Source organism: Streptomyces sp. NPDC053542 (genome assembly GCF_044544685.1).
Taxonomy (GTDB): domain Bacteria; phylum Actinomycetota; class Actinomycetes; order Streptomycetales; family Streptomycetaceae; genus Streptomyces.
The window spans coordinates 292,077-316,923 of the sequence record NZ_JBITXL010000003.1 but is presented as its reverse complement, the minus strand read 5'-3'; the positions used below and the strand labels follow the sequence as shown (position 1 = coordinate 316,923).

General features: G+C 70.9%; 14 protein-coding genes. 3 read left to right on the top strand and 11 right to left on the bottom strand.

What is annotated here, in order from left to right; all coding sequences use genetic code 11:
- Positions 1-179: 179 nt before the first annotated feature.
- From treS to ACIGXO_RS09290, 3 genes are all read right to left on the bottom strand, one after another.
- Complete coding sequence (gene treS, locus ACIGXO_RS09300) at positions 180-1,883, bottom strand: maltose alpha-D-glucosyltransferase (protein ID WP_399782621.1); 1,704 nt, start codon at positions 1,881-1,883, stop codon at positions 180-182.
- Entirely contained in the window at positions 1,880-3,871 is a 1,992-nt protein-coding gene (locus ACIGXO_RS09295; protein ID WP_399782618.1) for an alpha-1,4-glucan--maltose-1-phosphate maltosyltransferase, read from the bottom strand. Before ACIGXO_RS09295 ends, treS begins: the two co-directional genes overlap by 4 nt.
- A gap of 348 nt (positions 3,872-4,219) precedes the next feature.
- Positions 4,220-5,449 carry a S8 family peptidase gene (locus ACIGXO_RS09290; RefSeq protein ID WP_399782615.1) on the bottom strand — a complete coding sequence of 410 codons (1,230 nt, stop codon included), beginning with the start codon at positions 5,447-5,449 and terminating at the stop codon, positions 4,220-4,222.
- 417 nt (positions 5,450-5,866) lie between these two features.
- Between ACIGXO_RS09290 and glgP the strand changes: the two genes are divergently transcribed.
- Both glgP and ACIGXO_RS09280 read left to right on the top strand, forming a co-directional pair.
- Entirely contained in the window at positions 5,867-8,506 is a 2,640-nt protein-coding gene (gene glgP / locus ACIGXO_RS09285; RefSeq protein ID WP_399782612.1) for an alpha-glucan family phosphorylase, read from the top strand.
- Between the two features lie 14 nt (positions 8,507-8,520).
- Positions 8,521-9,312, top strand: a complete 792-nt coding sequence (locus ACIGXO_RS09280) for an alpha/beta fold hydrolase (protein ID WP_399782609.1) — start codon at positions 8,521-8,523, stop codon at positions 9,310-9,312.
- Between the two features lie 225 nt (positions 9,313-9,537).
- On the opposite strand, the gene ACIGXO_RS09275 is transcribed toward ACIGXO_RS09280, so the two are convergent.
- The 8 genes from ACIGXO_RS09275 to glgX all read right to left on the bottom strand — a co-directional run bounded on the left by ACIGXO_RS09275 (position 9,538) and on the right by glgX (position 23,233).
- Positions 9,538-11,166, bottom strand: a complete 1,629-nt coding sequence (locus tag ACIGXO_RS09275; RefSeq protein WP_399782606.1) for a M4 family metallopeptidase — start codon at positions 11,164-11,166, stop codon at positions 9,538-9,540.
- Positions 11,167-11,376: 210 nt separating this feature from the next.
- On the bottom strand, positions 11,377-13,365 hold the full coding sequence (locus ACIGXO_RS09270) for a M4 family metallopeptidase (protein ID WP_399783815.1): 1,989 nt from the start codon (positions 13,363-13,365) through the stop codon (positions 11,377-11,379).
- 322 nt (positions 13,366-13,687) lie between these two features.
- Positions 13,688-14,305, bottom strand: a complete 618-nt coding sequence (locus ACIGXO_RS09265) for a hypothetical protein (RefSeq protein ID WP_399782603.1) — start codon at positions 14,303-14,305, stop codon at positions 13,688-13,690.
- A 22-nt stretch (positions 14,306-14,327) separates the two neighbouring features.
- Positions 14,328-16,487, bottom strand: a complete 2,160-nt coding sequence (locus ACIGXO_RS09260) for a hypothetical protein (protein ID WP_399782600.1) — start codon at positions 16,485-16,487, stop codon at positions 14,328-14,330.
- On the bottom strand, positions 16,487-16,936 hold the full coding sequence (locus tag ACIGXO_RS09255; RefSeq protein WP_399782597.1) for a hypothetical protein: 450 nt from the start codon (positions 16,934-16,936) through the stop codon (positions 16,487-16,489). Before ACIGXO_RS09255 ends, ACIGXO_RS09260 begins: the two co-directional genes overlap by 1 nt.
- 211 nt (positions 16,937-17,147) lie before the next feature.
- Positions 17,148-19,025, bottom strand: coding sequence for an ABC transporter ATP-binding protein (locus ACIGXO_RS09250; RefSeq protein WP_399782594.1), 1,878 nt, complete (start codon positions 19,023-19,025; stop codon positions 17,148-17,150).
- A complete protein-coding gene (locus ACIGXO_RS09245; RefSeq protein ID WP_399782591.1) occupies positions 19,022-20,917 on the bottom strand; it encodes an ABC transporter ATP-binding protein in 1,896 nt (631 codons plus the stop codon). The genes ACIGXO_RS09250 and ACIGXO_RS09245 overlap by 4 nt, the downstream gene beginning before the upstream one ends.
- A 96-nt stretch (positions 20,918-21,013) precedes the next feature.
- A complete protein-coding gene (gene glgX / locus ACIGXO_RS09240; protein WP_399782588.1) occupies positions 21,014-23,233 on the bottom strand; it encodes a glycogen debranching protein GlgX in 2,220 nt (739 codons plus the stop codon).
- A gap of 166 nt (positions 23,234-23,399) precedes the next feature.
- Here glgX and ACIGXO_RS09235 point away from each other — a divergent pair, with 166 nt between their 5' ends.
- Positions 23,400-24,617, top strand: a complete 1,218-nt coding sequence (locus tag ACIGXO_RS09235) for an Ig-like domain-containing protein (RefSeq protein WP_399782584.1) — start codon at positions 23,400-23,402, stop codon at positions 24,615-24,617.
- Positions 24,618-24,847 lie beyond the last annotated feature (230 nt).

Here is a 24,847-nt window from a genome sequence, read left to right as displayed (position 1 = left end):
CTAAAAACAACCTCACCCGTGGTGGGGTCTTGGTGGGGGGTGTAGGTGGGCGCCCCGGCCTCGGTGGGCCTGCGGGCGGGGGGGGGGGGCGCGTCGGGGGGGGGGGGGGGGGGCCCCGTGGGGGGCCCCCCCGCGGCACCGGCCCGGAAATCCGGCCGGTGCCCGGAACGTCGTGCCGGCTAAGCCACCGCGTCCTTCCGCAGCCGGAACCAGTAGAAGCCGTGACCCGCCAGCGTCAGCAGGTACGGCAGCTGGCCGATGGCCGGGAACCGCACGCCGCCGATCAGCTCGACCGGGTGCCGCCCGTCGAACGTCTGCAGGTCCAGCTCGGTGGGCTGGGCGAAGCGCGAGAAGTTGTGCACGCACAGGACGAGGTCGTCCTGGTACTCGCGCAGGAATGCCAGCACCGCCGGGTTCGACGAGGGCAGTTCGGTGTACGTGCCCAGGCCGAAGGCGGGGTTCTGCTTGCGGATCTCGATCATGCGCCGGGTCCAGTGCAGCAGGGACGACGGCGAGGACATCGCGGCCTCGACGTTGGTCACCTGGTAGCCGTAGACCGGGTCCATGATCGTGGGCAGGAAGAGCCGCCCCGGATCGCAGGAGGAGAAGCCGGCGTTGCGGTCCGGCGTCCACTGCATGGGGGTGCGCACCGCGTCCCGGTCGCCCAGCCAGATGTTGTCGCCCATGCCGATCTCGTCGCCGTAGTACAGGATCGGCGTGCCGGGCAGGGAGAGCAGCAGGGCGGTGAACAGCTCGATCTGGTTGCGGTCGTTGTCGAGCAGGGGCGCGAGGCGGCGGCGGATGCCGATGTTGGCGCGCATCCGCGGGTCCTTGGCGTACTCCGCGTACATGTAGTCGCGCTCTTCGTCCGTGACCATTTCGAGCGTCAGCTCGTCGTGGTTGCGCAGGAAGATGCCCCACTGGCAGCCGGACGGGATCGCCGGTGTCTTGGCGAGGATTTCCGAGACCGGGTAGCGGGACTCGCGGCGCACCGCCATGAAGATGCGCGGCATCACCGGGAAGTGGAACGCCATGTGGCACTCGTCGCCGCCGGTCGCCGGGTCGCCGAAGTAGTCGACCACGTCCTCCGGCCACTGGTTGGCCTCGGCCAGCAGCACCGTGTCCGGGTAGTTCGCGTCGATCACGGAACGGACCCGCTTGAGGAAGGCGTGCGACTGCGGGAGGTTCTCGCAGTTGGTGCCCTCCTCGGCGTAGAGGTAGGGCACGGCGTCCAGCCGGAAGCCGTCGATGCCCAGGTCCAGCCAGAAGCGCAGCGCGGAGATCATCTCCTCCTGGACCGCCGGGTTCTCGTAGTTGAGGTCCGGCTGGTGGGAGAAGAAGCGGTGCCAGTAGTACTGCTTGCGCACCGGGTCGAAGGTCCAGTTGGACGCCTCGGTGTCGACGAAGATGATCCGGGCGTCCTGGTACTGCTTGTCGTCGTCCGCCCAGACGTAGTAGTCGCCGTACGGCCCGTCGGGGTCGGTGCGGGACTCCTGGAACCACGGGTGCTGGTCGCTGGTGTGGTTCATCACCATGTCGATGATCACCCGCATGCCGCGCTGGTGCGCGGCGTCCACGAACTCCACGAAGTCGGCGAGGTCACCGAACTCCGGCAGCACCGAGGTGTAGTCGCTGACGTCGTAACCGCCGTCCCGCAGGGGGGACTTGAAGAACGGCGGCAGCCAGAGGCAGTCGACGCCCAGCCACTGCAGATGATCCAGCTTGGCCGTCAGGCCCTTCAGGTCACCGATGCCGTCCCCGTTGCTGTCCTGGAACGAACGCACCAGGACTTCGTAGAAGACGGCCCGTTTGAACCAGTCGGGATCGCGGTCCTTGGCCGGAGTGTCCTCGAACGTGTCGGGGACGGGCTCGTTGACGATCAATTGGGTGACCCTCCGATCGGTGAGGACGGTCGCAGGGAGAACACGTGCGCGGGCGCAATGCCACTGCCCGGCTCCAGGCGCACATAGTTGTCCCTGCCCCAGTGGTAGGTCTCGCCGGTGAGCTCGTCGCGCACCGGTACGGACTCGTGCCGGTCGAGGCCGAGCTCCGGCATGTCCAACGACACCGTTGCCTCGTGGGTGTGGTGCGGGTCGAGGTTCACGACCGTAAGGACCACGTCGGCACCCTCGCGCTTGGAGTAGGCGAGGACCGCGTCGTTGTCGACATGATGGAAGTGCAGGGCACGCAACTGCTGGAGTGCCGGATGACGGCGGCGCAGCCGGTTGAGTGCCGTGATGAGGGGAGCGATGCTACGGCCCTCGCGGCCCGCTGTCTGCCAATCCCGGGGACGCAGCTGATACTTCTCCGAATCCAGGTACTCCTCGCTCCCGTCTCGTACGGGAGTCCCCTCGCAGAGCTCGTATCCGGCGTACACACCCCACGTCGGGGACAGGGTCGCGGCGAGCACCGCGCGTACCTCGAAGGCCGCCCGGCCGCCGTGCTGGAGGTAGGCGTGCAGGATGTCCGGCGTGTTCACGAACAGGTTCGGCCGCATCCAGTCGGCCGATTCCCGCGACAGCTCGGTGAGGTACTCGGTCAGCTCCTGCTTGGAGTTGCGCCAGGTGAAGTACGTGTAGGACTGCTGGAAACCGATCTGCGCGAGGGTGCGCATCATGGCGGGGCGGGTGAACGCCTCGGCCAGGAAGATGACGTCCGGATCGGTGCGGTTGATGTCCGAGATCACCTTCTCCCAGAACACCACCGGCTTGGTGTGCGGATTGTCGACCCGGAAGATGCGCACCCCCTTCTCCATCCAGAAGCGCAGCAGCCGCTCCGTCTCCTTCACCAGGCCGCGGAAGTCCGCGTCGAAGGCGATGGGGTGGATGTCCTGGTACTTCTTCGGCGGGTTCTCCGCGTACGCGATGGTGCCGTCGGCGCGATGGTGGAACCACTCCGGATGCTTGTCCAGCCACGGATGGTCCGGCGAACACTGCAGCGCGAAGTCCAGCGCGATCTCCATGCGCAGGTCCCGCGCGGTGCGCACGAAGTGCGCGAAGTCCTCGAAGGTGCCCAGGTCCGGGTGGATGGCGTCGTGGCCGCCCTCGGCCGAGCCGATCGCCCACGGCGAGCCGACGTCGTGCGGGCCCGCGGAGAGCGCGTTGTTCGGGCCCTTGCGGTGGGTGGTGCCGATCGGGTGGATCGGCGGCAGGTACACCACGTCGAAGCCCATCGCGGCGACCTCCGGCAGCCGCTCGGCGGCGGTCCGGAAATTTCCGCTGACCAGGGTCCCGTCGGGTGCCTCGTACGCGCCCTCCGAGCGCGGGAACATCTCGTACCAGGAGCCGTACAGCGCCCGGCGCCGCTCGACCAGCAGCGGCATCGGCCGGGAGGCGCTGACCAGTTCGCGCAGCGGGTGCCGGCCGAGGGTGTCCAGGACCTCGGGGGTGAGCGCGGCGGCCAGCCGGGTGGCGGCCGGCAGGCTCTCGTCGCGCAGCGTGTCGGCCACCCGGAGAATCGATTCGCGCCCCGCGTTCTTCGGCACCTCCGCCGCCGCCCGCTCGTGCAGCGCCGCACCCTCGGCGAGCACCAGGCCGGTGTCCTGGCCGGCCGGGATCTTGACCTGTGCCGTGTGCCGCCAGGTCGTCACCGGGTCCGACCACGCCTCCACGGTGTACGTCCAGCGGCCCTCCGCGTCCGGGGTGACCAGCGCGCCCCAGCGGTCCGTGCCCGGCGCCAGCTCCCGCATCGGCGTCCACGGACCGCTCCGGCCGTTCGGGTCGCGCAGCACGACATTGGCGGCGACCGCGTCATGGCCTTCCCGGAAGACCGTGGCGGACACTTCGAAGGTTTCGCCGGTCACCGCCTTGGCCGGGCGGCGCCCGCAGTCGATCTGGGGACGGACGTCCAGGACGGGAATGCGACCGATCATGGGATCACCTGAGACTTGGGACACTTTGCGGGGTGTTGTCCTTTGTATCTCCGCGGCGGGCTTACGGGTTGCGGGCATGAACGGTCCTGTCGCCTTTCACTCGGTTGGAGGTGCGCTCGGTTGGAGGTGCGCAGGGCGGGACACGCGGGGGGAGGCACGCAACGTACGTATCCGCCAGAGCCTTCCCACGCCCCGTGGCCGGGCAATCCGGCCGCGGGTGAACTACTCGTACGTAACACCGCACCGCGATCAAGCCGGGCGAACCGGCCGCCGCGTGCCGCGCGGACAGCAGCGGACCGGCCCCGCCGACGGGCGGAGCCGGCCCTCACGGCCCTGTCCGGGGCGGTACTAGCCGACCCGGAGCAGCCGGTTCGGCGAGCCCAGCCCCTCGCTCTTGACCTGGCCCTCCGAAGCGCCGGCGGCCAGCGCCTTCCCGACCTCCGCCGGTGTCGCCTTCGGATGCCGCGCCAGGTACAGCGCGGCCGCGCCCGCGGCGTGCGGCGCGGCCATGGACGTACCGGAGAGCGCCTTCTCCGCCGTGTCGCCCGAATTCCACGCCGAGGTGATCCCCGCACCCGGCGCGAACAGGTCCACCCCGGGCCCCCAGTTGGAGAACTCGGCGCGGGAATCGTCGCTGTCCGTGGCGCCGACCGTGATGGCCTCCTCGACCCGGCCGGGCGAGTAGAGGGCGGCCGGCGCACTGTTGTTCCCGGCCGCGACGGTGAACGTCACCCCGGCCTTGATCGCGGTCTTCACCGCCTGGTCCAGCTGCGGCGACACCATGGTGCCCAGGCTCAGATTCGCCACCGCGGGCCCGTCGGTGTGCCGGGTCACCCAGTCGATGCCCGCGATGACGTTGTCGGTGGTGCCGGCGCCCTCGGCGTCCAGCACCCGCACCGAGACGATGTCGGCCTTCTTGGCGACGCCGTACTTCTCACCCGCAATGGTGGCGGCCACATGGGTGCCGTGGCCGTTCGCGTCGAGCGCGTTCTCGTCGTTGTCGACGAAGTCGTGCCCGCTTCTGACCCGCCCCCCGAAGTCCTTGTGAGTGGCCCGCACGCCCGTGTCCAGGACGTAGACGCTGACGCCCGCGCCGCCGCCGGGCGGCATGACGTAGGACTTGTTGAGCGGCAGGGTCTTCTGGTCGATCCGGTCCAGCCCCCAGGACGGCGGGTCCTTCTGGAGGGCCCCCGGCGCCCGCGTGGTGTCCGTCAGCCGTACCGTGCGGTTCTGGCTCACCGCCGCCACCGCGGGGTCCGCCGCGAGACGCCGGGCCTGGGTCGCGTTCGCCCGTATCGCGTAGCCGTTGATGGCCGTGCGGTACGTCCGGCGTATCGTCGCGCCGTACTTCGCCGCCAGCCGCTTCCCCGCCGCCGACCGCGCGTCGACCCCCCGCGCGCCCTTCTTGAAGGTGACGATGTAGCTGCTGTTCACCGCGCCGGACGCCCCCGCCCCCAGTACCCGGCCTTCGGGCGGCGCAGCGTGGGCCGGCAGCGTGGCGGCGCAGAGCAGGGCCGCCGACGCGGCGGCCGTACTCCCCGCGGCCAGCCGTCGCCGGGCTGTTCGTGTCCAGGCCATGTACGGAGTTCCCCTCTTCAACTCGACATGCGGGCAAGGGTGTTGCGGTCCGTGGCGCCGGCTGCCGCGCCGCGCTCCACCGACGCCATCCTGCAGCCTTCCGTGGGCCCGCAGTCCGTACAAGAGAGGACGACGGGGCGGAATCGGCCATATCGGGTGGGTGAGGCATGGCGAAGGTTGCGGCGATTTCTGGCCGGATCCCGCGCCCGGCCCGGCCGCGGCCGCCCGGCGGGGCGCACCCGGACGGGCCCACGGGCCCGCTCCGGCCCGGGCCCCTCCGCCAAGAGACGTACGGGCCGGTCGGCAAGGGGCGTACGGGAGTGCGGCTGGCGCGTGGGGCGGGCCTTTCGAGCGGTTGTCCGCTGCGCCGGGCGCGCGCTGTGGTTGCTGCGGGCCGCCCGCCGCTACGGTCGGAGCGTGAAGGCCATTCGTCGATTCACCGTGCGCCCTGTCCTTCCCCCGTCCCTACGACCGCTCAGCGAACTGGCGCGGAACCTGCGCTGGTCCTGGCACACCGAAACCCGCGAGCTCTTCCACGCACTGGACCCCGAGGGCCGGCAGCGGCCCGGCACCGACCCGGTCCAGCTCCTCGGCACCGTCACCGCCGAACGCCTGGCCGAGCTGGCCGCCGACCGCCGCTTCCTGCGCCGGCTCACCGCCTGCGCCGACGACCTGCAGGACTACCTCGCCGGCCGCCGCTGGTACCAGTCCGTCGACGGTGCCCTGCCCGAGGCCGTCGCCTACTTCTCACCCGAATTCGGCATCACCGCAGCCCTCCCGCAGTACTCCGGCGGCCTCGGCATCCTCGCCGGCGACCACCTCAAGGCCGCGTCCGACCTCGGCGTCCCGCTGATCGGCGTCGGCCTGCTCTACCGCCACGGCTACTTCCGCCAGACCCTCTCCCGCGAGGGCTGGCAGCAGGAGCACTACCCGGTCCTCGACCCCAACGAGCTGCCCCTCGAACTGCTCCGCGAGGACGACGGCAGCCCCGCGCAGGTCTCCCTCGCGCTCCCCGGCGGCCGCCGGCTGCGCTCGTACATCTGGCAGGCCCGCGTCGGCCGCGTGCCGCTCCTCCTCCTCGACTCCGACGTCGAGGAGAACGGCCCCGGCGAACGCCAGGTCACCGACCGCCTCTACGGCGGCGGCAGCGAACACCGCCTGCTCCAGGAAATGCTGCTGGGCATCGGCGGCGTCCGCGCCGTCCGTACGTACTGCCGGCTCACCGGCCACCCGGCCCCCGAGGTCTTCCACACCAACGAGGGCCACGCCGGCTTCCTCGGCCTGGAACGCATCCGCGAACTGTCCGAAGAGGACGCCGGCGGGCTGGACTTCGACAGCGCCCTGGAAGCCGTACGGGCCGGTACCGTCTTCACCACCCACACCCCCGTACCCGCCGGCATCGACCGCTTCGACCGCGAACTGGTCGCCCGGCACTTCGGCCCCGACGGCGAACTCCCCGGCATCGACGCGGCCCGCGTCCTCGGCCTCGGCATGGAAAGCTACCCGGGCGGTGAGCCCAACGTCTTCAACATGGCCGTGATGGGCCTGCGCCTGGCCCAGCGCGCCAACGGGGTCTCGACCCTGCACGGCGGCGTCAGCCGCGAAATGTTCGCCGGACTCTGGCCGGGCTTCGACCCCGACGAGGTACCGATCACCTCCGTCACCAACGGCGTGCACGCGCCCACCTGGGTCGCCCCCGAGGTCTTCCGCCTCGGCGCCCGCCAGATCGGCGCCCAGCGCACCGAGGACGCCTTCACCGTGGGCGGCTCCGAACGCTGGGACCGGGTCGCCGACATCGCCGACCCCGCCATCTGGGACCTCCGCCGCACCCTGCGCGAACAGCTCGTCACCGAAGTACGGATGCGGCTGCGCGCCTCCTGGCGGCAGCGCGGCGCCGCCACCGCCGAACTGGCCTGGATCGACGGCGTCCTCGACCCCGACGTCCTCACCATCGGTTTCGCCCGCCGGGTGCCGTCCTACAAACGCCTCACCCTCATGCTCCGCGACCGCGACCGCCTCATGGAACTGCTGCTCCACTCCGAGCGGCCGATCCAGATCGTGGTGGCCGGCAAGGCGCACCCCGCCGACGACAGCGGCAAGCGCCTCGTCCAGGAGCTGGTCCGCTTCGCCGACGACCCGCGGGTCCGCCACCGCATCGTCTTCCTGCCGGACTACGGCATGGCCATGGCGCAGAAGCTCTACCCCGGCTGCGACATCTGGCTGAACAACCCGCTGCGCCCGCTCGAAGCCTGCGGCACCTCCGGCATGAAGGCCGCCCTGAACGGCGCCCTGAACCTCTCCGTCCTCGACGGCTGGTGGGACGAGTGGTACGAGCCGGACTTCGGCTGGTCCATCCCCACCGCCGACGGCACCGCCACCGACGAGGAACGCCGCGACGACCTCGAAGCCGCGGCCCTGTACGAACTCCTCGAACAACGCGTCGCGCCGCGCTTCTACGAGCGCGACGAGGCGGGCGTACCGCACCGCTGGGTCGAGATGGTCCGCCGCACGCTGGTCACCCTCGGCCCGAAGGTGCTCGCCGGCCGGATGGTCCGCGAGTACGTCGAGCGGCTCTACGCCCCCGCGGCGCACGCGCACCGCGCCCTCACCCCGGATGCCGCGCGCGGCCTCGCGGAGTGGAAGACCAGGGTGCGGGCGGCGTGGCCGCGGGTCGCGGTGGACCACGTCGAGACCGGCAGCCCCGCCACGCCCGCCAACGGCCAGGCCGAACTGGGCGGCACCCTGGCGCTCCGCGTCCGGGTCACGCTGGACGAGCTGGCCCCCGAGGACGTCGAGGTACAGCTGGTCTCCGGCCGCGTCGACGAGTCCGACCGGATCGCCGACCCGCTGGCGGTCCCCCTGAAACCGGCCGGCGGCCCGGACCTGGAGGGCCGCTGGCTGTACGAGGGCCCCCTCGTCCTGGACCGCACCGGCCCCTTCGGCTACACGGTCCGCATCCTCCCCGCCCACCCCCTCCTCTCGACCCACGCCGAGATGGGCCTGATCGCCGTCCCGTCGGAGGCCACGGGCGAGGCGGCGGGGGTGCTGCTGCGGTGATACCGGGCGGCGCTGTGCACACGACCGTATGGGACGACGCGGGCGCCGGCGGGCCGCCCGCCGTCCTCGTCCACGGGATCCTCACCTGGGGCGACGACGACCAGTACGGCTTCGCGGCACAGCGCCCGCTGGCGGCCCGGCACCGGCTGCTCCTGATGGACCGCCGGGGCTACGGGCGGAGTCCGGACATCGACCACAGCGACTGGGCCGTCGACGCCGAGGACATCACCGGGCTGCTGGTGTCCTGCGGCGGCGCCCACCTGGTCGGGCACGCGTACGGCGGGGTCGGCGTCATGGCCGCCGCCGTACGCCGCCCGGGCCTGGTGCGCTCCCTCACCCTGATCCAGCCCGGCGCGCTGCGGCCCGCCGAGGCCGATCCGGTGGTGGCCGCGGCCCTGGCAAGGGCCCGGGCGGCCACCGCCGCCCGTCCCGCAGACCTCACGCCGGAGGAGTACCTGCGCGCCGCGACCGAGTCCGTCGGCATGGAGACCCCGGAGCCGACCCCGGCCCGGCTGCGCGCCGCGGCCACCACCATGGCCGAACGCCCCTGCTGGGAGGCGGACATCCCGCTCGCCCCACTGGCCGAGGCACCCTTCCCGAAGCTGATGATCTCCGGCGACTGGGCGGGTGCGCCCGAGGCGTACCGGAAGTACGCGGGCGAGCCGCTGATCGCCGCCGCCCGCCACATCGCCACCGCCGTGGGCGCCGCCCACCTGGTCGTTCCGGGCTACTACCCGCACACCCAGCAGCCGGAGCGGGTCAACGCGGCACTGGCCGACCTGTGGACGGCCGCCCGCACAGCATGAAGGGCGGTGTCCGGAGGGATATCGGGAGCCTCCGGACACCGCCCTGGCCATGACTGCCGCAGCCGGCCCGGCCCTGCGGCTCGGGGCAGCCGGTCCGGCCCTGCGGCTCGGGGCGGATCACCCTGTGGACAACGCCCACGCGGCTCCCCGCCCCTCTAAGCTCCCCGGACTGTAAGGGGGGCCTGGTGGCGAAGCGTTACTTCACGAGCCAACGCTTCGCGGGCGTTACTTCACCGCCACGCCCGTCCACGCCGCCTCGACGCCCTTGACCTCGGCGCCGTCCGCGCCGTACAGGTCGGTGGCGGCCTTGACGGTCGCCTCGCGTGCAGCCTTGTAGTCGGTCGTGGAGGTCATGTACTCGGTCAGCGCCTTGTACCAGATCTTCTCGGCCTTGTCCCGGCCGATGCCCTCGACCTTGGAGTCGTCGGCGGTCGGGCTGTCGTACTTCACGCCGTCGATCTCCTTCGGCCCGCTGCCCTCGGACAGCAGGTAGAAGAAGTGGTTGGCGATGCCGGAGGAGTAGTGCACGTCGACGTCGCCGGCGCCCTCCTTCCAGAAGTCCAGCGAGTTGCCGTCCTTGCTGGGCTTGTCCATGTACCGCAGCGGCGAGCCGTCACCGTTGATGTCGATCTTCTCGCCGATGAGGTAGTCGCCCGGGTCCTCGGCGTTCTTGGCGCTGAACTCCGCCGAGGTGCCGAAGATGTCGGAGGTGGCCTCGTTCAGGCCGCCGGACTCACCGCTGTACTCCAGGTTCGCGGTGGCCGAGGTGACGCCGTGCGACATCTCGTGCGCCGCCACGTCCAGCGCGGTCAGCGGGTGGGTGTTGCCCTCGCCGTCGCCGTACGTCATGCAGAAGCAGCTGTCGTCCCAGAACGCGTTGACGTAGTCCTTGCCGTAGTGCACGCGGGAGGTCGCGCCCTTGCCGTCGCCGTTGATGCCGCTGCGGCCGTGCACGTTCTTGTAGTAGTCCCAGGTGACCTGCGCGCCGTACGCCGCGTCGACGGCCGCGGTCTGCGGGTCGTCGCCCTTGCCGGTGCCCCAGGTGTCGTCGTCGTCCGTGAGCAGCTTGCCGTCGCCGCTCTCCTTGCCGCCCAGGTCGAACGTGGAGTGGCCGCCGCGGCTGTCGTCGGTCAGCTCGTAACCGCTGCCGCCCTTCTTGGTGGCCAGCTCGACCTTGCCGCTGTACATGCTGGTGCCGGCGCCGGTCTCGATGGCCTGGTGCTGGAACAGCTTCTTGCCGGTGCTCGCGTCGGTGATGACGTGCAGCTCGCTGGGGGTGCCGTCCTTCTGGACGCCCTTGACGACGGTCTCGTACGCGAGGACCGGCTTGCCGGAGGCGGCCCAGATCACCTTGTTCGGCGTCGCCGCGTCGGACTTCTTGATGCCCTCGGTCCTGCCGGACACCGACTCGGCGGACGTCGCGGCGGACTTCGGGGCGATCTTCGGGGTGGTGGAGGCGACCTTGATGGTGGCCTTCGTGGCCTTGGTGGTCGACTTGATGGCGCCGCCCTTGGCCTGGTGGACGACGAGGTCGCCGCCGAGCACGGGCAGGCCGTCGTAGGTGCGCTCGTAGCGGGTGTGCGTGGTGCCGTCCGCGTCCTTGATGACGTCCTTGACGACCAGCTTCTCCTTGGACCCGAGGCCCAGTTCCTCGGCGGTCTTCGCCTTCGTGGCCTGCGCGTCGCGCAGCAGCTCGGCGCGGTGCGAGGCGGTCATCTTGACCGGGGAGGCGGCCGCCTCGTGGGCGGTCGGGGCCGCGCCCGCCGTTCCGGTGGCGATGCCGGCCGCGAGCAGTGCGGCGGCGGCCACGGAGGCGCCGGCGATACGGGTGGTACGCGATATGTGGGGGGTCACGCGTGCTCCTTCAACTTTGCCTGTGGTGGGGGGTGCAAAGCGATGCGGGTGGTACGTGCGGGGTTAGCGTGCCACCCGAACGGGCGGCTGTCACCGGGTAATTGGCGCCGCTTCGCAATTTGTTCGCAAAGAGCGAGCCGACGTCCGCATAACGGAGGAGGGCCACCCCCGCCGCTCGGCGGGGGTGGCCCTCAGAAGGTCGTGCTCGGGTCAGAAGGTCAGCTTCCAGCTGTTCACGTAGCCCGTGTCACCGGAGTACACGTCCCGCACCCGCAGCTTCCAGGTGCCGGCCGCGTCCTCCGCCGAGGCGTTGACGGTGTACGTGGTGTTCACGTTCGCCGCCGAGTCATAGGCGCTGGAGTTCTTCAGGCGGTACGCGGTGCCGTCCGGCGCGACCAGGTCGATGACCAGGTCACCGCGGTAGGTGTGCACGATGTCCACGCCGACCTTGAGGGTGCTGGGCGCCTTGCCGGTCCGGTTGACGCTGATCGACGAGGTGACCGCGGAACCCGCGTCCGGGATGGCCACGTCGTTGGTGTTCTCGAAGACGTTGCCGCCCGGGTCGGGGTCGCCGCCGTCGCCGACGCGGCTGCCGACGTTCACCGCGGCCCAGGTGTTGGCGACCGTGTTGTACGTCGCGGTGTCCTTGCCGAAAAGGTCGGCGGCGGCCTGGAGGGTGGCGGTGCGGGCGCCCGCGTAGTTGGTGTTGGAGCTCATGTACTGGGTGAGCGCCTTGAACCAGACCTTCTCGGCGTTGGCCCGGCCGATGCCCGGGACGGGCAGGCCGTCGGAGGTCGGGCTGTCGTAGTGCACGCCGTTCACGTCCTTCGCGCCGCTGCCCTCGGACAGCAGGTAGAAGAAGTGGTTGGCGACGCCGGAGGAGTAGTGCACGTCGACGTTGCCGACGCCGGAGTACCAGTAGTCCTTGGACGCGCCGTCCTTGCTGGGCTTGTCCATGTAGCGCAGCGGGGTGCCGTCGCCGTTGATGTCGATCTTCTCGCCGACGAAGTAGTCGCCCGGGTCCTTGGCGTTGTTGGCGTTGAACTCCACGGCCGCCGCGAAGATGTCGGAGGTCGCCTCGTTCAGGCCGCCGGACTCGCCGCTGTAGGTGAGGTCGGCGGTCGCGGAGGTGACGCCGTGCGTCATCTCGTGCGCGGCCACGTCGATCGAGGTGAGCGGCGCCGCGTTGCCGGACCCGTCGCCGTAGGTCATGCAGAAGCAGCTGTCGTCCCAGAAGGCGTTGACGTAGTTGTTGCCGTAGTGCACGCGGCTGTACGCGCCGACGCCGTCGCCCTTGATGCCGCTGCGGCCGTGCACGTTCTTGTAGTAGTCCCAGGTGAGCTGGGCGCCGTACGCGGCGTCCACCCCCGCCGTCTGCACGTTCTGCGGGGTGCCGTCGCCCCACACGTCGTCCGGGTCGGAGAAGAGCGTGCCGGTGCCGGACGAGCCGTGGTTGAGGTTGTAGGTCTTGTGGTTGCCCCGCGTGGTGTCGGTCATCGTGTACGAGGGCGCCGTGCCGATCGTCACCTGGCCGCTGTACTGGCTGTTGCCGGTGCCCTGCTCGATGCCCTGGTACTGGAAGAGCTGCTTGCCGGTGGTGGCGTCGGTGATGACGTGCAGCTGGTTGGGCGTCTGGCCGTCGTCCTGCACGCCGCCGACGACGGTCTCGTACGCCAGGACCGGCTTGCCGTCCGCCGCCCAGACCACCTTGCGCGGCTCCTTGGCGTCGGACTTCTCCGCGCCCTCCGCCTTCGACGCCTTCACGGCCTTCGCCTCGGCGGTCGCGGGCGTCACGGCGGCCTTCGTACTGGCCACGGCTATCCGGGCCTTGACGCCCTTGGTGACCCGGTCGACCTTGCCGGTCCGGGTCTCGTGCACGACGAGGTCGCCGCCGAGGACGGGCAGCCCTTCGTAGGTGCGCTCGTACCGGGTGTGCGTCGTGCCGTCCCGGTCCTGCTGGACGTCCCGGACGACGAGCTTCTCCTTGGCGCCGAGCTGGAGCTTCTTCGCCGTCTGCGCGGTGGTGGCGGCGGCGTCCTTCAGCAGCTCCGCACGCTGCGAGGGGGAGAGCTTGGCGGGCAGGGCGCCCGCCCGGGGCTGTGCGTGTGTGCTGCCGGGGTTGGGCGCGGCGTTGCCCGCGCCGGTCTGCACGCCGACGGCGAGGAGGGCCGTCACGGCGACGAGCGTGCCGGTGGCCATCACACGTCTGCGGCCCGTCGCGGCACGTCCATGGGGGGTGCGTCTCACGCTGGCTCCTTCTGCGGGGCCGCGGCGGGTTGGGCCACGGCCGGGGGGACCGGACGACGGGGTGGCCGTCCGGGCAGAACAAGTGCGTGTGGGGGGAGTGGTGCGTACGTGACCGGCGCGGGCGGTGTTGCTGTGGGGACCCGCTCCGACTGCCGCGCAGCTTCCCACCCGCCGCGCCCGGTTGTCAGGATCCGTTCACCAACATGGCCGGAAACCGTCCGTTGAGCGGCGGTTGGCGTTCGTATAACGGTCAAGTAGTGTCGGCCGCGCCCTGTCAGCCGGCCGGCAGCCGTGGTGCCGCCGAAGGCAGTTCGGTCTGCTCCTGGCACTGAGCCGCCCGCTGGGAGTAGCGAGCCGCCTGAACAGCGAAGTCGGACAGCTGCTGGCGAAGCTCATTGCCGGAGACGCGGCTGTCGCCGGCAACAGTCGCCTCGACGTCCAGCGCGAATGCCGTCTCGGCTTCCTTGCTCTTCTTTCCCGGTGGTGTGCACGGCAGATAAATCGTCGTCTTGTTCGGCCCTGAAAGGAGGTGCAACTTCCCGGGCGGTTCGACATAACTGTCGCCCAGCTCATTTCGCCAGTATTTTCGCCATGCCGCGACGCTCGCATCATGCTGCTTCACGATGGCAGAGATCATCGAATCACTCGTATCGAGCGAGCAGGAAAAGTAGAAACTGTCTGTCGGTGACTCGTGCGACTCCATGTTCACTTCGTGTGCGGGGGGCAGGATATTTGCCGCAGTAGCTCGTTGAACGGCACCTCCACATGGTCGCTCAGGAAGTTCTTCGATTCCTTGCAGGAAAATTTCCCGGTAGCCGAATATTGCACCGGTGAGCACCACCGCACAGCCGACCCCGCCGATGAGCCAGTTACGCCTCAGTTTTTGCTTCACTGTATTTTCCTTCAGAGGGTTCTCAAGAAGTGGCGCTCTTGCTGACTTCCTTCAGTCGGGTGTGACTCTCCAGCCAGCCGGCCCTGACGGATTCGCGGATCATATTGTCCAAGGCGTCCTGGCTGGGGCCGGAGTCGTAGGACTCCCGCGCTTCGCGGCCCGCTCCGATGACGGTGCCAAGAGTGTCATCCTCGGAGATGTAGAGGCGACGGCCGCTTTGGTACATCGCCTTGTCCATGCCATCGAGCTCCCTGCCGTCCATAATGCGGTCAACGCCCATCGTCGCGGCGCCCGCGAAGAATGCGCCCCCTGCGCCGACGGCCGCCTCGGCTGCTGCGCCTACCGGAGCGAGAGCCACCGCACCGACCGCGAAACCGGTGGACAGCATCGTCTTGAAGAACTCTCCTTGGCGCTTGATCGCCTCGTTCTCCTCCTTCTCTCCTTCCTGTTGGTTTCCGACCTCCATATCCTGCCGGGAGTGCGCCAGAATCCCTTCGATCAGCCCGGAGTTGTGGGAAATCGCCGTGATCGCGGCATTGGTGCTTCCACCGAAAAGGTGTGGATCTGCGATGTGAGCTTCCATCGTGCTGCTCGTGTAGATGCTGCGCCCGTAGACAACGGCAGCACTGGCATCGTCGTCCCTGCCCAAGGCGCTCAGGAACCTGTAGGTGTCGGCCCGGTCGAGGCCGCCGGGGGCATCGCTGTTCGTCAGGAAGATGTGTTCTGCGCCCTGTCCGGCGATGGTCCGGTTGATCTCAGGCATGTAGGCCGCGGCCATGTGGCCCAGGCTGGCTCCCGTTTTCTTGTCGACCAGGTCGGCTCCGCCCTCCGGGTTCGCCACCGCGTGCATGACGTTGCTCATGATCTCGACCTGGGTCCGGTTGTGCGGGACGGGGGCGGACGGTTTGGTGTCGCCATGTGCGACGCCTGTGACGGCGGCTTCGAGTGCGTGGCCCACGGAGGTGCCGCGGTCGGTGTTCTTCGTGCTCTCCAGGAGGTGATTCAGGTCGGATTTCCCGGCGAAGGTGTGCTCGGCGGACTCCGGGTTGTGGGAGAGCGCGTTCATGAAGCCGATCACCGGGTCGTGTCCGTCCTGCCTGCCGAATACCAGGTCGACCCCGTCGGTGTTCTCCCAGATCTCTTCCGTGTGGGTCGCTCCCATGGCGTGGCTCTTGTCCTTGCGGAGGAGGGCGCTGCCGTAAGAGTCCAGGAATTCCGTGTCGTACCGGCCGTGGCCCATCAGGCTGCTCATGACCTGGAAGCCGAGCGCGCTGTTGGAGCTCCGCACCGGATCCGGCTGGAAGCTCGTGTTGCCCGCCTTGATGATCGACTTTTCCCATTCCTGCATCGCGGGGCTATCGGAGTGGGTCGCGGTGGCCAGTGTCATGCTGAGGTTCGTCTGCAGGTCCTTCAGCATGGCCGCATGCTCCCGGTCCCCCTGGTGCGCGCCCGCTGTTCTCGTCCAGAACTCCAGCGTCCCCTCGGCGCCGAGTGTGGTGGCGAAGGTCTCGGCGAAGAGGTCGTCGTTGCGGTATTTCCGCAAATCCCGGTTGAACGCGGCGAGCTGGTCCGGCGACATGGCCTTCGGATTCCTTGCCGCCCTGGCCAATTCCGCTGCCCGTCGCAGCGCCCGGGCTGCGGAGTCACGGTCCTTGTACGAGGCGTGCGAAAACCCGTACTTGCTCTGATCCGCCAGTGCGCGCAGCGCCTTCGCCGCACTGGTGTCGGATTCCGTGGCTTTTCCGAGGATCTCCGCGATCTCGTCCCTGACGGCGTTGAGTTCGGCCTCGGTGGGCTCGTCCTCTTCCGTTGTGCACAGGGAGCTGACGATGAACTTGCCGCCGCCGGTGGGCACCACGCTGATCTTCTTGTCCCGCGCGCGGCTCAGTGCGTCATTGAGTGTCTCGCGGTAGCTGATGAGCTCGCCGCGGGTGTCCCGGAGGATGTTGCGGATGGAAGTGGCCTGAGTGACCGCGTCACCGAACTCCGCTGCCGTCTTCGTAACGAATTCCCGGGTGACGGTGGCGTTGAGCCCGGCCCAGTCCGCCTTCTTGGCCTTGGAGTCGAGCTCTCGCTCCGCCCGTTCCCGGAGTCTGTTGAGCTTGTCCACCATGTCCGACCAGTCCGTGACCGCCTCGCCGAGCTTGGCGAAGTTGCCGTGCTGCAGAGCTTCCAGGTCCATCAGTGTCCGTCCCGCCCGTCGAACGCCTTGTCGAGGTCGGAAATGCGACTGAAGACGGTGGCGAGATAGGTCTCCTGACCCCGGTGCGCCTTCTTGGTGTAGTCGAGGTGGTTCGAGATGTGAGCGCACGCGTCGAGAAGGGACCACTGTTGCTCGGTCCACCTGCTCGTGACGTGCTCCAGTGCGCTCCCCAGCGCGAAGTCCGCCTTGAGGGAGGAAGCGGCCTCGAAACTGCTCAAGCGTGCGTGGTTGCCGTCGCGGCTGAGGTCCTCGTGAAGTCTGAAGGCGGCGTCGCCGATGGCAGCCAGGTCCCGTTGGCTGACCCTTAGATCCCCCTGCGGGTTGCCACCGCCTCCGCCTTCCGGGGCCAGCTGGTTGAGGCGTACATGGGTCTGCCGGGCATCGGACGAGTCCGTCTTGAGCTGCTTCCACTCGGCTTCGAAGGACATGTGTCCGTTTCCTTGGCGTGGTCCGACGCGGTGAAGTGGTGCGAGGGCTGATCCCCTGTATGTGAGGGCAAGGGAGGTCTGGCGCGGCTGAGCACAATGTGCTCAGCGCGCCGTGTGGGGCAGTGGAGATTTTACGGAAGTGGCGTCGGTCTGGCAGCACTTGGCAGTGTTCAGTAGTTGGTCGTATCGCCGGAAGCGCCGCGTCGGCGCCTCACTGCACCAGGCTGTCCCGCCACGCCTCGTGGAGGGAGGCGAACTCCCCCTTGTCGCTGATGAGTTCGGCCGGCGTGCCGTCCTCGATGATGCGGCCGTGGGACATCACCAGGACCCGGTCGGCGATTTCCACCGTGGAGAGGCGGTGGGCGATGACGACGGCGGTGCGGTTGCGCAGGACGGTGTGCATGGCGCGCTGGACGGCGCGTTCGCCGGGGATGTCGAGGGAGGACGTCGCCTCGTCGAGGATCAGTACCGCGGGGTCGGCGAGGAGGGCGCGGGCGAAGGCGACGAGCTGGCGCTGGCCTGCGGAGATGCGGCCGCCGCGCTTGCGGACGTCGGTGTCGTAGCCGTCGGGGAGCGCGGCGATGAAGTCGTGGGCGCCGATGGCACGCGCGGCCCGCTCGATCTCCGTGCGAGGGGCCTCCGGGCGGCCGATGGCGATGTTCTCCGCGACCGTGCCGGAGAAGAGGAACGCCTCCTGGGTGACCATGACGACCCCGCGCCGCAGTTCGGTCGTGGACAGGTCGCGCAGGTCGACGCCGTCCAGCAGCACCCGGCCGCCCGTGGGGTCGTAGAAGCGGGCGAGCAGCTTGGCGAGGGTGGACTTGCCCGCGCCCGTGCTGCCGACCACCGCGACCGTGCTCCCCGCGGCCAGCGTGAGGTCGAAGCGGGGGAGCACCTCGCCGCCGGTGCGGTACGCGAAGTGGACGCCCGAGAAGGTCACTTCGCGGCCGGGGCGGCCGTCGGCGGGCGGCGGGAGGGGGACCGGCCTGGCCGGTTCCGGGACGGCGGGGCGCTGGGCGAGGAGGCCCGCGATCTTCTCCAGGGAGGCGGCCGCCGACTGGTAGGCGTTCAGGAACATGCCGAGGCGGTCGATCGGGTCGTAGAGGCGCCGCAGGTACAGGACGGCGGCGGCCAGCACGCCGAGGGCGAGGGAGCCGGTGGCGACGCGGGAGGCGCCCCACAGGACGATGGCGGCGACGGCGATGTTTGCGGCCGTGCGGGAGAGCAGGACGTAGCGGGCCATTTCCAGGGTGGCGCTGCCGTTGACCCGCTCGTGGACGCGGTTGAGGCGGGCGAACGCCGCGTCGTTGGGCCGCTCGCGGCGGAACGCCTGCACCGGGCGGATGCCGTTGAGCGTCTCGGCGAACTTCACGATGACCGCGGCGATCGCCGTCGAGCGGCGTGCGTAGACCTTCTTGGAGCGGCGCCGGTAGGAGCGGATGAAGAGCAGTAACGGTCCCGCGGAGAGCACGGCCGCCGTGCCCAGGCCCCAGTCCAGGTACAGCAGCATCGCCGTGACGTAGACGATGGACAGCACGACGCCGACCAGCTCCTGGAGGCCGTCGTTGAGCAGCTCGCGCAGCGATTCCACGTCGGTGGTCGAGCGGGAGATCAGCCGTCCCGAGGTGTAGCGCTCGTGGAAGTCCAGGCTGAGCGCCTGGGCGTGCCGGAAGATCCGGCCGCGCAGGTCGCGCAGTACGTCCTGGCTGACGCGGGCGCAGGAGCGGGTGAAGGCGTACTGCAGGACGCCGGCGGCCAGCGCGCACGTCAGGTATCCGGCGCCGACGGCGAGCAGCGGGCCGTGGTCGTGCGCCCGCAGCGCGGGGACGGCGTGGTCGATGGCGTACGCGACCAGCAGCGGCCCGGCCTGCACGGCGGCCTGCTGGAGGAGGAGCAGCACGACGGTGAGCCGGCCGCGGGCCGCGTACGGGCGCAGCAGCGAACGGAGCAGGGCGAGCGAGGCGCCCTTGGGGGTGGGCAGGACGTCCCGGTCGAAAGGGTCTCCGGGGGAGGCTGGGCCGGGCGGCGCGGCCGCGTCGGCGTCGCTGTCCTCGGGGGGCCGGTCGGCGGCGGTCGTGGTCGTGGTCATCGCTCCGTCTCCTCTGCGGTGCGGGCCGGTCGGGCGGGGCCCGGGGCGCGGGCCGGGTCCGGAGCGCCGGCCGGGTCCGCACTGGTCAAGCCCGCGCCGGCCGGGTCCGCGCCGGACATCAGATGGGCGTACTCCGCGCTCTCGCGCAGCAGCTGCTGGTGCGTGCCGACGGCGGTGACCCGGCCGCCGGAGAGCAGCGCGACCCGGTCGGCGAGCAGCACCGTGGAGGGGCGGTGCGCGACGATCAGCGCGGTCGTGGTCGCCAGTACCTCGCGCAGCGCGGCCTCCACCCGTGCCTCGGTGTGCACGTCCAGCGCGGAGAGCGGGTCGTCCAGGACGAGGAAGCGCGGGGAGCCGACCACCGCGCGGGCCAGCGCGAGCCGCTGCCGCTGCCCGCCGGACAGGCTCAGCCCCTGCTCGCCGACCTGGGTGTGCTCGGCCTCGGGCAGCGCGGCGACGAACTCGTGCGCCTGGGCGACCCGCAGGGCCCGCCGCACGCCGTCCGCGTCCGCGTGCTCGCCGCCCATCAGGACGTTCTCCGCCGCGGTCGCCGAGAAGAGCGTCGGCTCCTCGAAGGCCACCGCGACCAGGGAGCGCAGCTCGTCGCGCGGCAGGGTCATGATGTCCCGGCCGTCCAGGGTGATCCGGCCGCCGGTGACGTCGTACAGCCGCGGGACCAGCGCGGTGAGCGTGGTCTTGCCGCTGCCCGTGGCGCCCACCAGGGCCATCGTCTCGCCGGGCCGGACGTGCAGGTCGACGCCGCGCAGCGTGGGCGGTGCGCCGGCGGGCGCGTCGGGGTAGCGGAACTCCACGCCGGTGAGGGCGAGGCCGTCGGGCGCCGGTCCCCCCGAAGCGGCGGCGCGCACGGCCGCGTCGGCCGCGTCCGCCTCCGGTACGTCCATGACCTCGAAGTACCGGTCCGCCGCGGTCGCCGATTCGTTGCTGATCGCCAGCAGGAAGCCGATGGACTCCACCGGCCAGCGCAGCGCCAGCGCGGTGGACAGGAACGCCACGAGCGTGCCCGCCGACAGGTCACCGTCGGCGACCTGGACCGTACCGAGGACCAGCGCGGCCCCGATGGCGGTCTCCGGCAGCACCGTGATGACGCCCCAGATCGCGGCGAGCAGCCGTGCCTTGTGCAGCTCGGTGGCGCGCAGCTCGTGGGTGAGGGCGGTGTAGGCCCGGGCCTGGGCGCGGTGCCGGCCGAAGCCCTTGATGATGCGGATGCCCAGTACCGACTCCTCGACCAGCGTGGTCAGGTCGCCGACCTGGTCCTGCGAACGGCGCGCCGCGACGGAGTACTTCGCCTCGAACACCGAGCACAGCACCACCAGCGGCACGATCGGCGCGAGCAGGACCAGCCCCAGCGTCCAGCGCTGGGCGAGCAGGATGGCGCAGCCGGCGAGGATCGTGACGCCGTTGACGAACAGGAACGTCAGCGGGAACGCCAGGAACATCCGCAGCAGCTGCAGGTCGGTCGTGCCGCGGGAGAGCAGCTGCCCGGTGGGCCAGCGGTCGTGGAAGGCCACCGGGAGCCGCTGGAGGTGGCGGTAGAGCGCGGCGCGCATGGCCGCCTCGACGCCCGCCAGCGGCCGCGCGACCAGCCACCGGCGCAGCCCGAAGAGCCCGGCCTCGGCCAGCCCGAGGAGCAGCAGGAGCCCGCCGCCCAGCCAGATGCCGCCCGGGTCCCGCGCCGCGACCGGCCCGTCCACCAGCCACTTCAGTACGAGCGGGATCAGCAGGCCGGTGCCGGACGCCAGGACGGCGACGCCCGCGGCGCCGGCCAGCCGGGCCCGCACGGGGCGGACGTACGGCCACAGGCGCAGCAGCGAGCGGACGGGGGAGCGGGGAGTGGGGACGGCGGACTCGGGGCGGTGCGCGTCATCGCTCATCAGTAGCGAGCGTAGAAGTCACCACTGACAATCCTCACGCGGTTTTTTCCCGCCGCGGGCCGTCCGAGGCCAGCTGCGGGCCGTCGGAGACAGCGGTCAGCGCCCGGCCCGCAGCAGCCACACCGCCCGCCCCGGCATCTCCACCTCGGCCCCCGCCTCGTACGCCGTGCCCGGTGCCGCCTCCTGGTCCTCCCGCGCGGTGTCCACGAGGAGTTCATACGTACGGGCCCACGGCGCGCCCGGAAGGGTGAAGCGGCCCGGCGCCTCCCCGGCGTGCAGCACGACGAGGAAGCTGTCGTCGGTGACCGGCAGCCCGCGCTCGTCCCGTTGCGGGATGTCCGTGCCGGACAGGAACATGCCCAGGCCCGCGGCGTGCGCGTACCAGTCCGCGTCCGTCATCTCCGTCCCCGCGGGCGTGAACCACGCCAGGTCCCGCAGCCCGTTCGGCCCCTGCGGCCGCCCTGAGAAGAAGGCGCGGCGGCGCAGCACAGGGTGCGCCCGGCGCAGTGTGATCAGCCGGGCCACCAGCTCGGTCAGCGGCCGCCACTCCGGGGCGTCCGCCAGCGACCAGTCCAGCCAGCCCAGCTCGTTGTCCTGGCAGTAGGCGTTGTTGTTGCCGTGCTGGGTGCGGCCCAGCTCGTCGCCCGCGACCAGCATCGGCACGCCGGTGGAGAGCAGCAGCGTGGTGAGGAGGTTGCGCAGCTGGCGGCGGCGGAGCGCCTTGATGTCCGGGTCGTCCGTCTCGCCCTCGGCGCCGCAGTTCCACGAGCGGTTGTCGTCCGTGCCGTCGCGGTTGTCCTCGCCGTTGGCCTCGTTGTGCTTGTGCTCGTAGGAGACCAGGTCGCGCAGGGTGAAGCCGTCGTGCGCCGTGATGAAGTTGACCGACGCCTGCGGGCGGCGGCCGCCCCACGCGTACAGGTCGCTGGAGCCGGACAGCCGGTACCCCAGGTCGCGGACGTCCGGGTACGCGCCGCGCCAGAAGTCGCGCACGGCGTCGCGGTACCGGTCGTTCCACTCCGTCCACAGCGGCGGGAAGGCCCCGACCTGGTACCCGCCCATCCCCACGTCCCACGGCTCGGCGATCAGCTTCACCCGGCGCAGCACCGGGTCCTGCGCGATCACCGCGAGGAACGGCGAGAGCATGTCCACGTCGTGCATCGAGCGGGCGAGCGCCGCGGCCAGGTCGAAGCGGAAGCCGTCCACGCCCATCTCGGTGACCCAGTAGCGCAGCGAGTCGGTGATCAGACGCAGCACGTTGGGCTGGACGACGTGCAGGGTGTTGCCGCAGCCGGTGTAGTCGGCGTACCGGCGCGGGTCCTGCTGGAGGCGGTAGTAACCGCGGTTGTCTATGCCGCGCAGGGACAGCATCGGTCCCATCTCGTTCGCCTCGGCCGTGTGGTTGTAGACCACGTCGAGGATGACCTCGATGCCCGCGTCGTGCAGCGCGCGCACCATCCGGCGGAACTCGCCCACCTGCTGGCCGCGCGTCCCCGAGGCGGCGTACGCGGCGTGCGGCGCGAAGTACCCGATGGAGTTGTAACCCCAGTAGTTGCTCAGGCCCCGCCGCAGCAGATGGTCCTCGTGCGCGAACTGGTGCACGGGCAGCAGTTCCACGGCCGTGACGCCGAGCCGGGTCAGATGCCCGATCGCGGCCGGGTGCGCGAGCCCGGCGTACGTACCGCGCAGGTGCTCAGGGATGTCCGGATGGCTCTTGGTGAAGCCGCGCACGTGCAGCTCGTAGATCACCGAATCGGCCCACGGCGTCTTCGGGCGGCGGTCGTCCTCCCACTCGTCGCCGGGCGCGTCGTCGTGCACCACCACGCCCTTCGGGACGTGCGGCGCGGAGTCCCGGTCGTCGCGCACCGTGTCCGCTATGTGCTGCTCGGGCCAGTCCCGTACATGGCCGTACACCTCCGGCGGCAGCCGGAAGTCCCCGTCGACCGCGCGCGCGTACGGGTCGAGCAGCAGCTTCGCCGGATTCCAGCGCGCCCCGGTCCACGGGTCCCAGCGGCCGTGCACGCGGTAGCCGTACCGCGTCCCCGGCAGCACGCCGGGGACGAAGCCGTGCCAGATCTCGTGCGTCAGCTCGGTGAGGGCATACCGCGTCTCGGCACCCGCGGCGTCGAAGAGGCAGACCTCCACCGCCTCGGCACCCGCCGCCCACAGCGCGAAGTTCGTCCCCGCGACGCCGTCCGGACCGCTGCGGAAGCGCGCCCCGAGGGGCTGCGGGCTCCCGGGCCGCACCGTGACCGTGTCCGGGGCCGTTCTCGCCCGGCCGTCGTCCGGCAGTGCCTCCTGCTCCAGCGTGCTCGACACGTGGCAGCCTCCCGCCGCTCGGCGACTCGATCGGGCGGTGCCGCGCGCGGCGTCCCGGCCGCGCGCGTGGACGTGCCCTCCCGGCGATCCATCCCTGCCCCCTTCCTTCCCCGAACTGGGCAGGACCTCACGTTTCCCCACGAAGCGAACGCTCGTTGAGACCACCGTGAGCTACCGAACCCTCAGAAACCGAGCGGCCGGGCGGCCCTGGACGGCCGCCGTACCGCTGCTCACCGGCGCCGTCCTGCTCTCCGCCTGCCAGGGCCCCGGCGGGTGGACCTCCGACGCGCCGCGCCCCACGCACGAGGCCGTACGGGTGGTACCGGACGACGGCGCGCGCGGCGTGCGCGCGGGCAGCCGCATCGAGGTACGCGTACCGGACGGACGCCTGGAGCGGGTCGAGGTCACCCGGGCGGGGGACACCGGCAGCGCACCCGTGCCCGGCCGGCTCTCCCGCGACGGGCTCGGCTGGCGCTCGGCCGGCCCCCCGCTCGCGCTCGCCTCCCGCTACACCGTCGAGGCCGTCGCGCTGGACGGGCAGGGCCGGCGCACCGCCCGGCACACCTCCTTCTTCACCTACGTGCCCCGGCACCGCGTCGTCGGCTTCTTCCGGCCCGAGCACCGCTCCACCGTCGGCACCGGAATGATCGTCTCCTTCGACTTCAACCGCCCGGTGCGCGACCGCGCCGCCGTCGAGCGGGCCGTCTCCGTCACCGCGCGCCCCGCCGTGCGCGTCGCGCCCCACTGGTTCGGCGCGCGCCGGCTGGACTTCCGGCCCCGGGAGCGCTGGCGGCCGGGCACGGAGGTGACGATGGCGCTGCGGCTGCGGGACGTGCGTGCGGCGCCCGGGGTGTACGGGATCCAGCACAAGACCGTCCGTTTCCGGATCGGCCGGGATCAGACCAGCGTGGTTGACGCCGCCGCGCACACCATGACCGTACGGCGCGCGGGAGCGCCGCCGGTGACCCTGCCGGTCACCGCGGGCGACCAGGACAACCCGACGTACAACGGCCGGATGGTCATCCTGGAACGGCATCCGATGACCCGGATGGACGGCGGAACGGTCGGCTTCGGTGGCGAGTACGACATCCCCGATGTGCCGCACGCACTGCGCCTGACCACGTCGGGGACGTTCCTGCACGGGAATTACTGGGCGTCGCGGGGGACGTTCGGCGGCGCCAACACCAGCCATGGATGCGTCGGGCTCCGCGACGAGCAGGGCGGCAGCCCGGACACGCCGGCGGGCTGGTTCTACGGCAACTCGCTGATCGGCGACATCGTCGAGGTGATCCGCTCGCGGGATGCGACGGTGGCGCCGGACAACGGGCTCGGTGGCTGGAACATGCCGTGGGAGGAATGGCTGCGGGGCTCCGCGCTCCGCTGATCCCGGGGGCCGCGCGGGCACCGGCCGCACCGTTATCCGGCCGACTTGACCGCCCGCGCGGCCCTCTTGCGTACGTCCCGTACCACCCTTACCAGTTGGGACGAAACGGTGACATGTCCGGGGAGTCCGCCCTCGTCCCCGGTGTGGTTATCTGGCGGCAGGCGCGCGCGTGGCCCGTGCCGCGCGCCGCTGGATGCGGGCCGTGCGAGGGGAAAAGAGGCCAAGTCTTG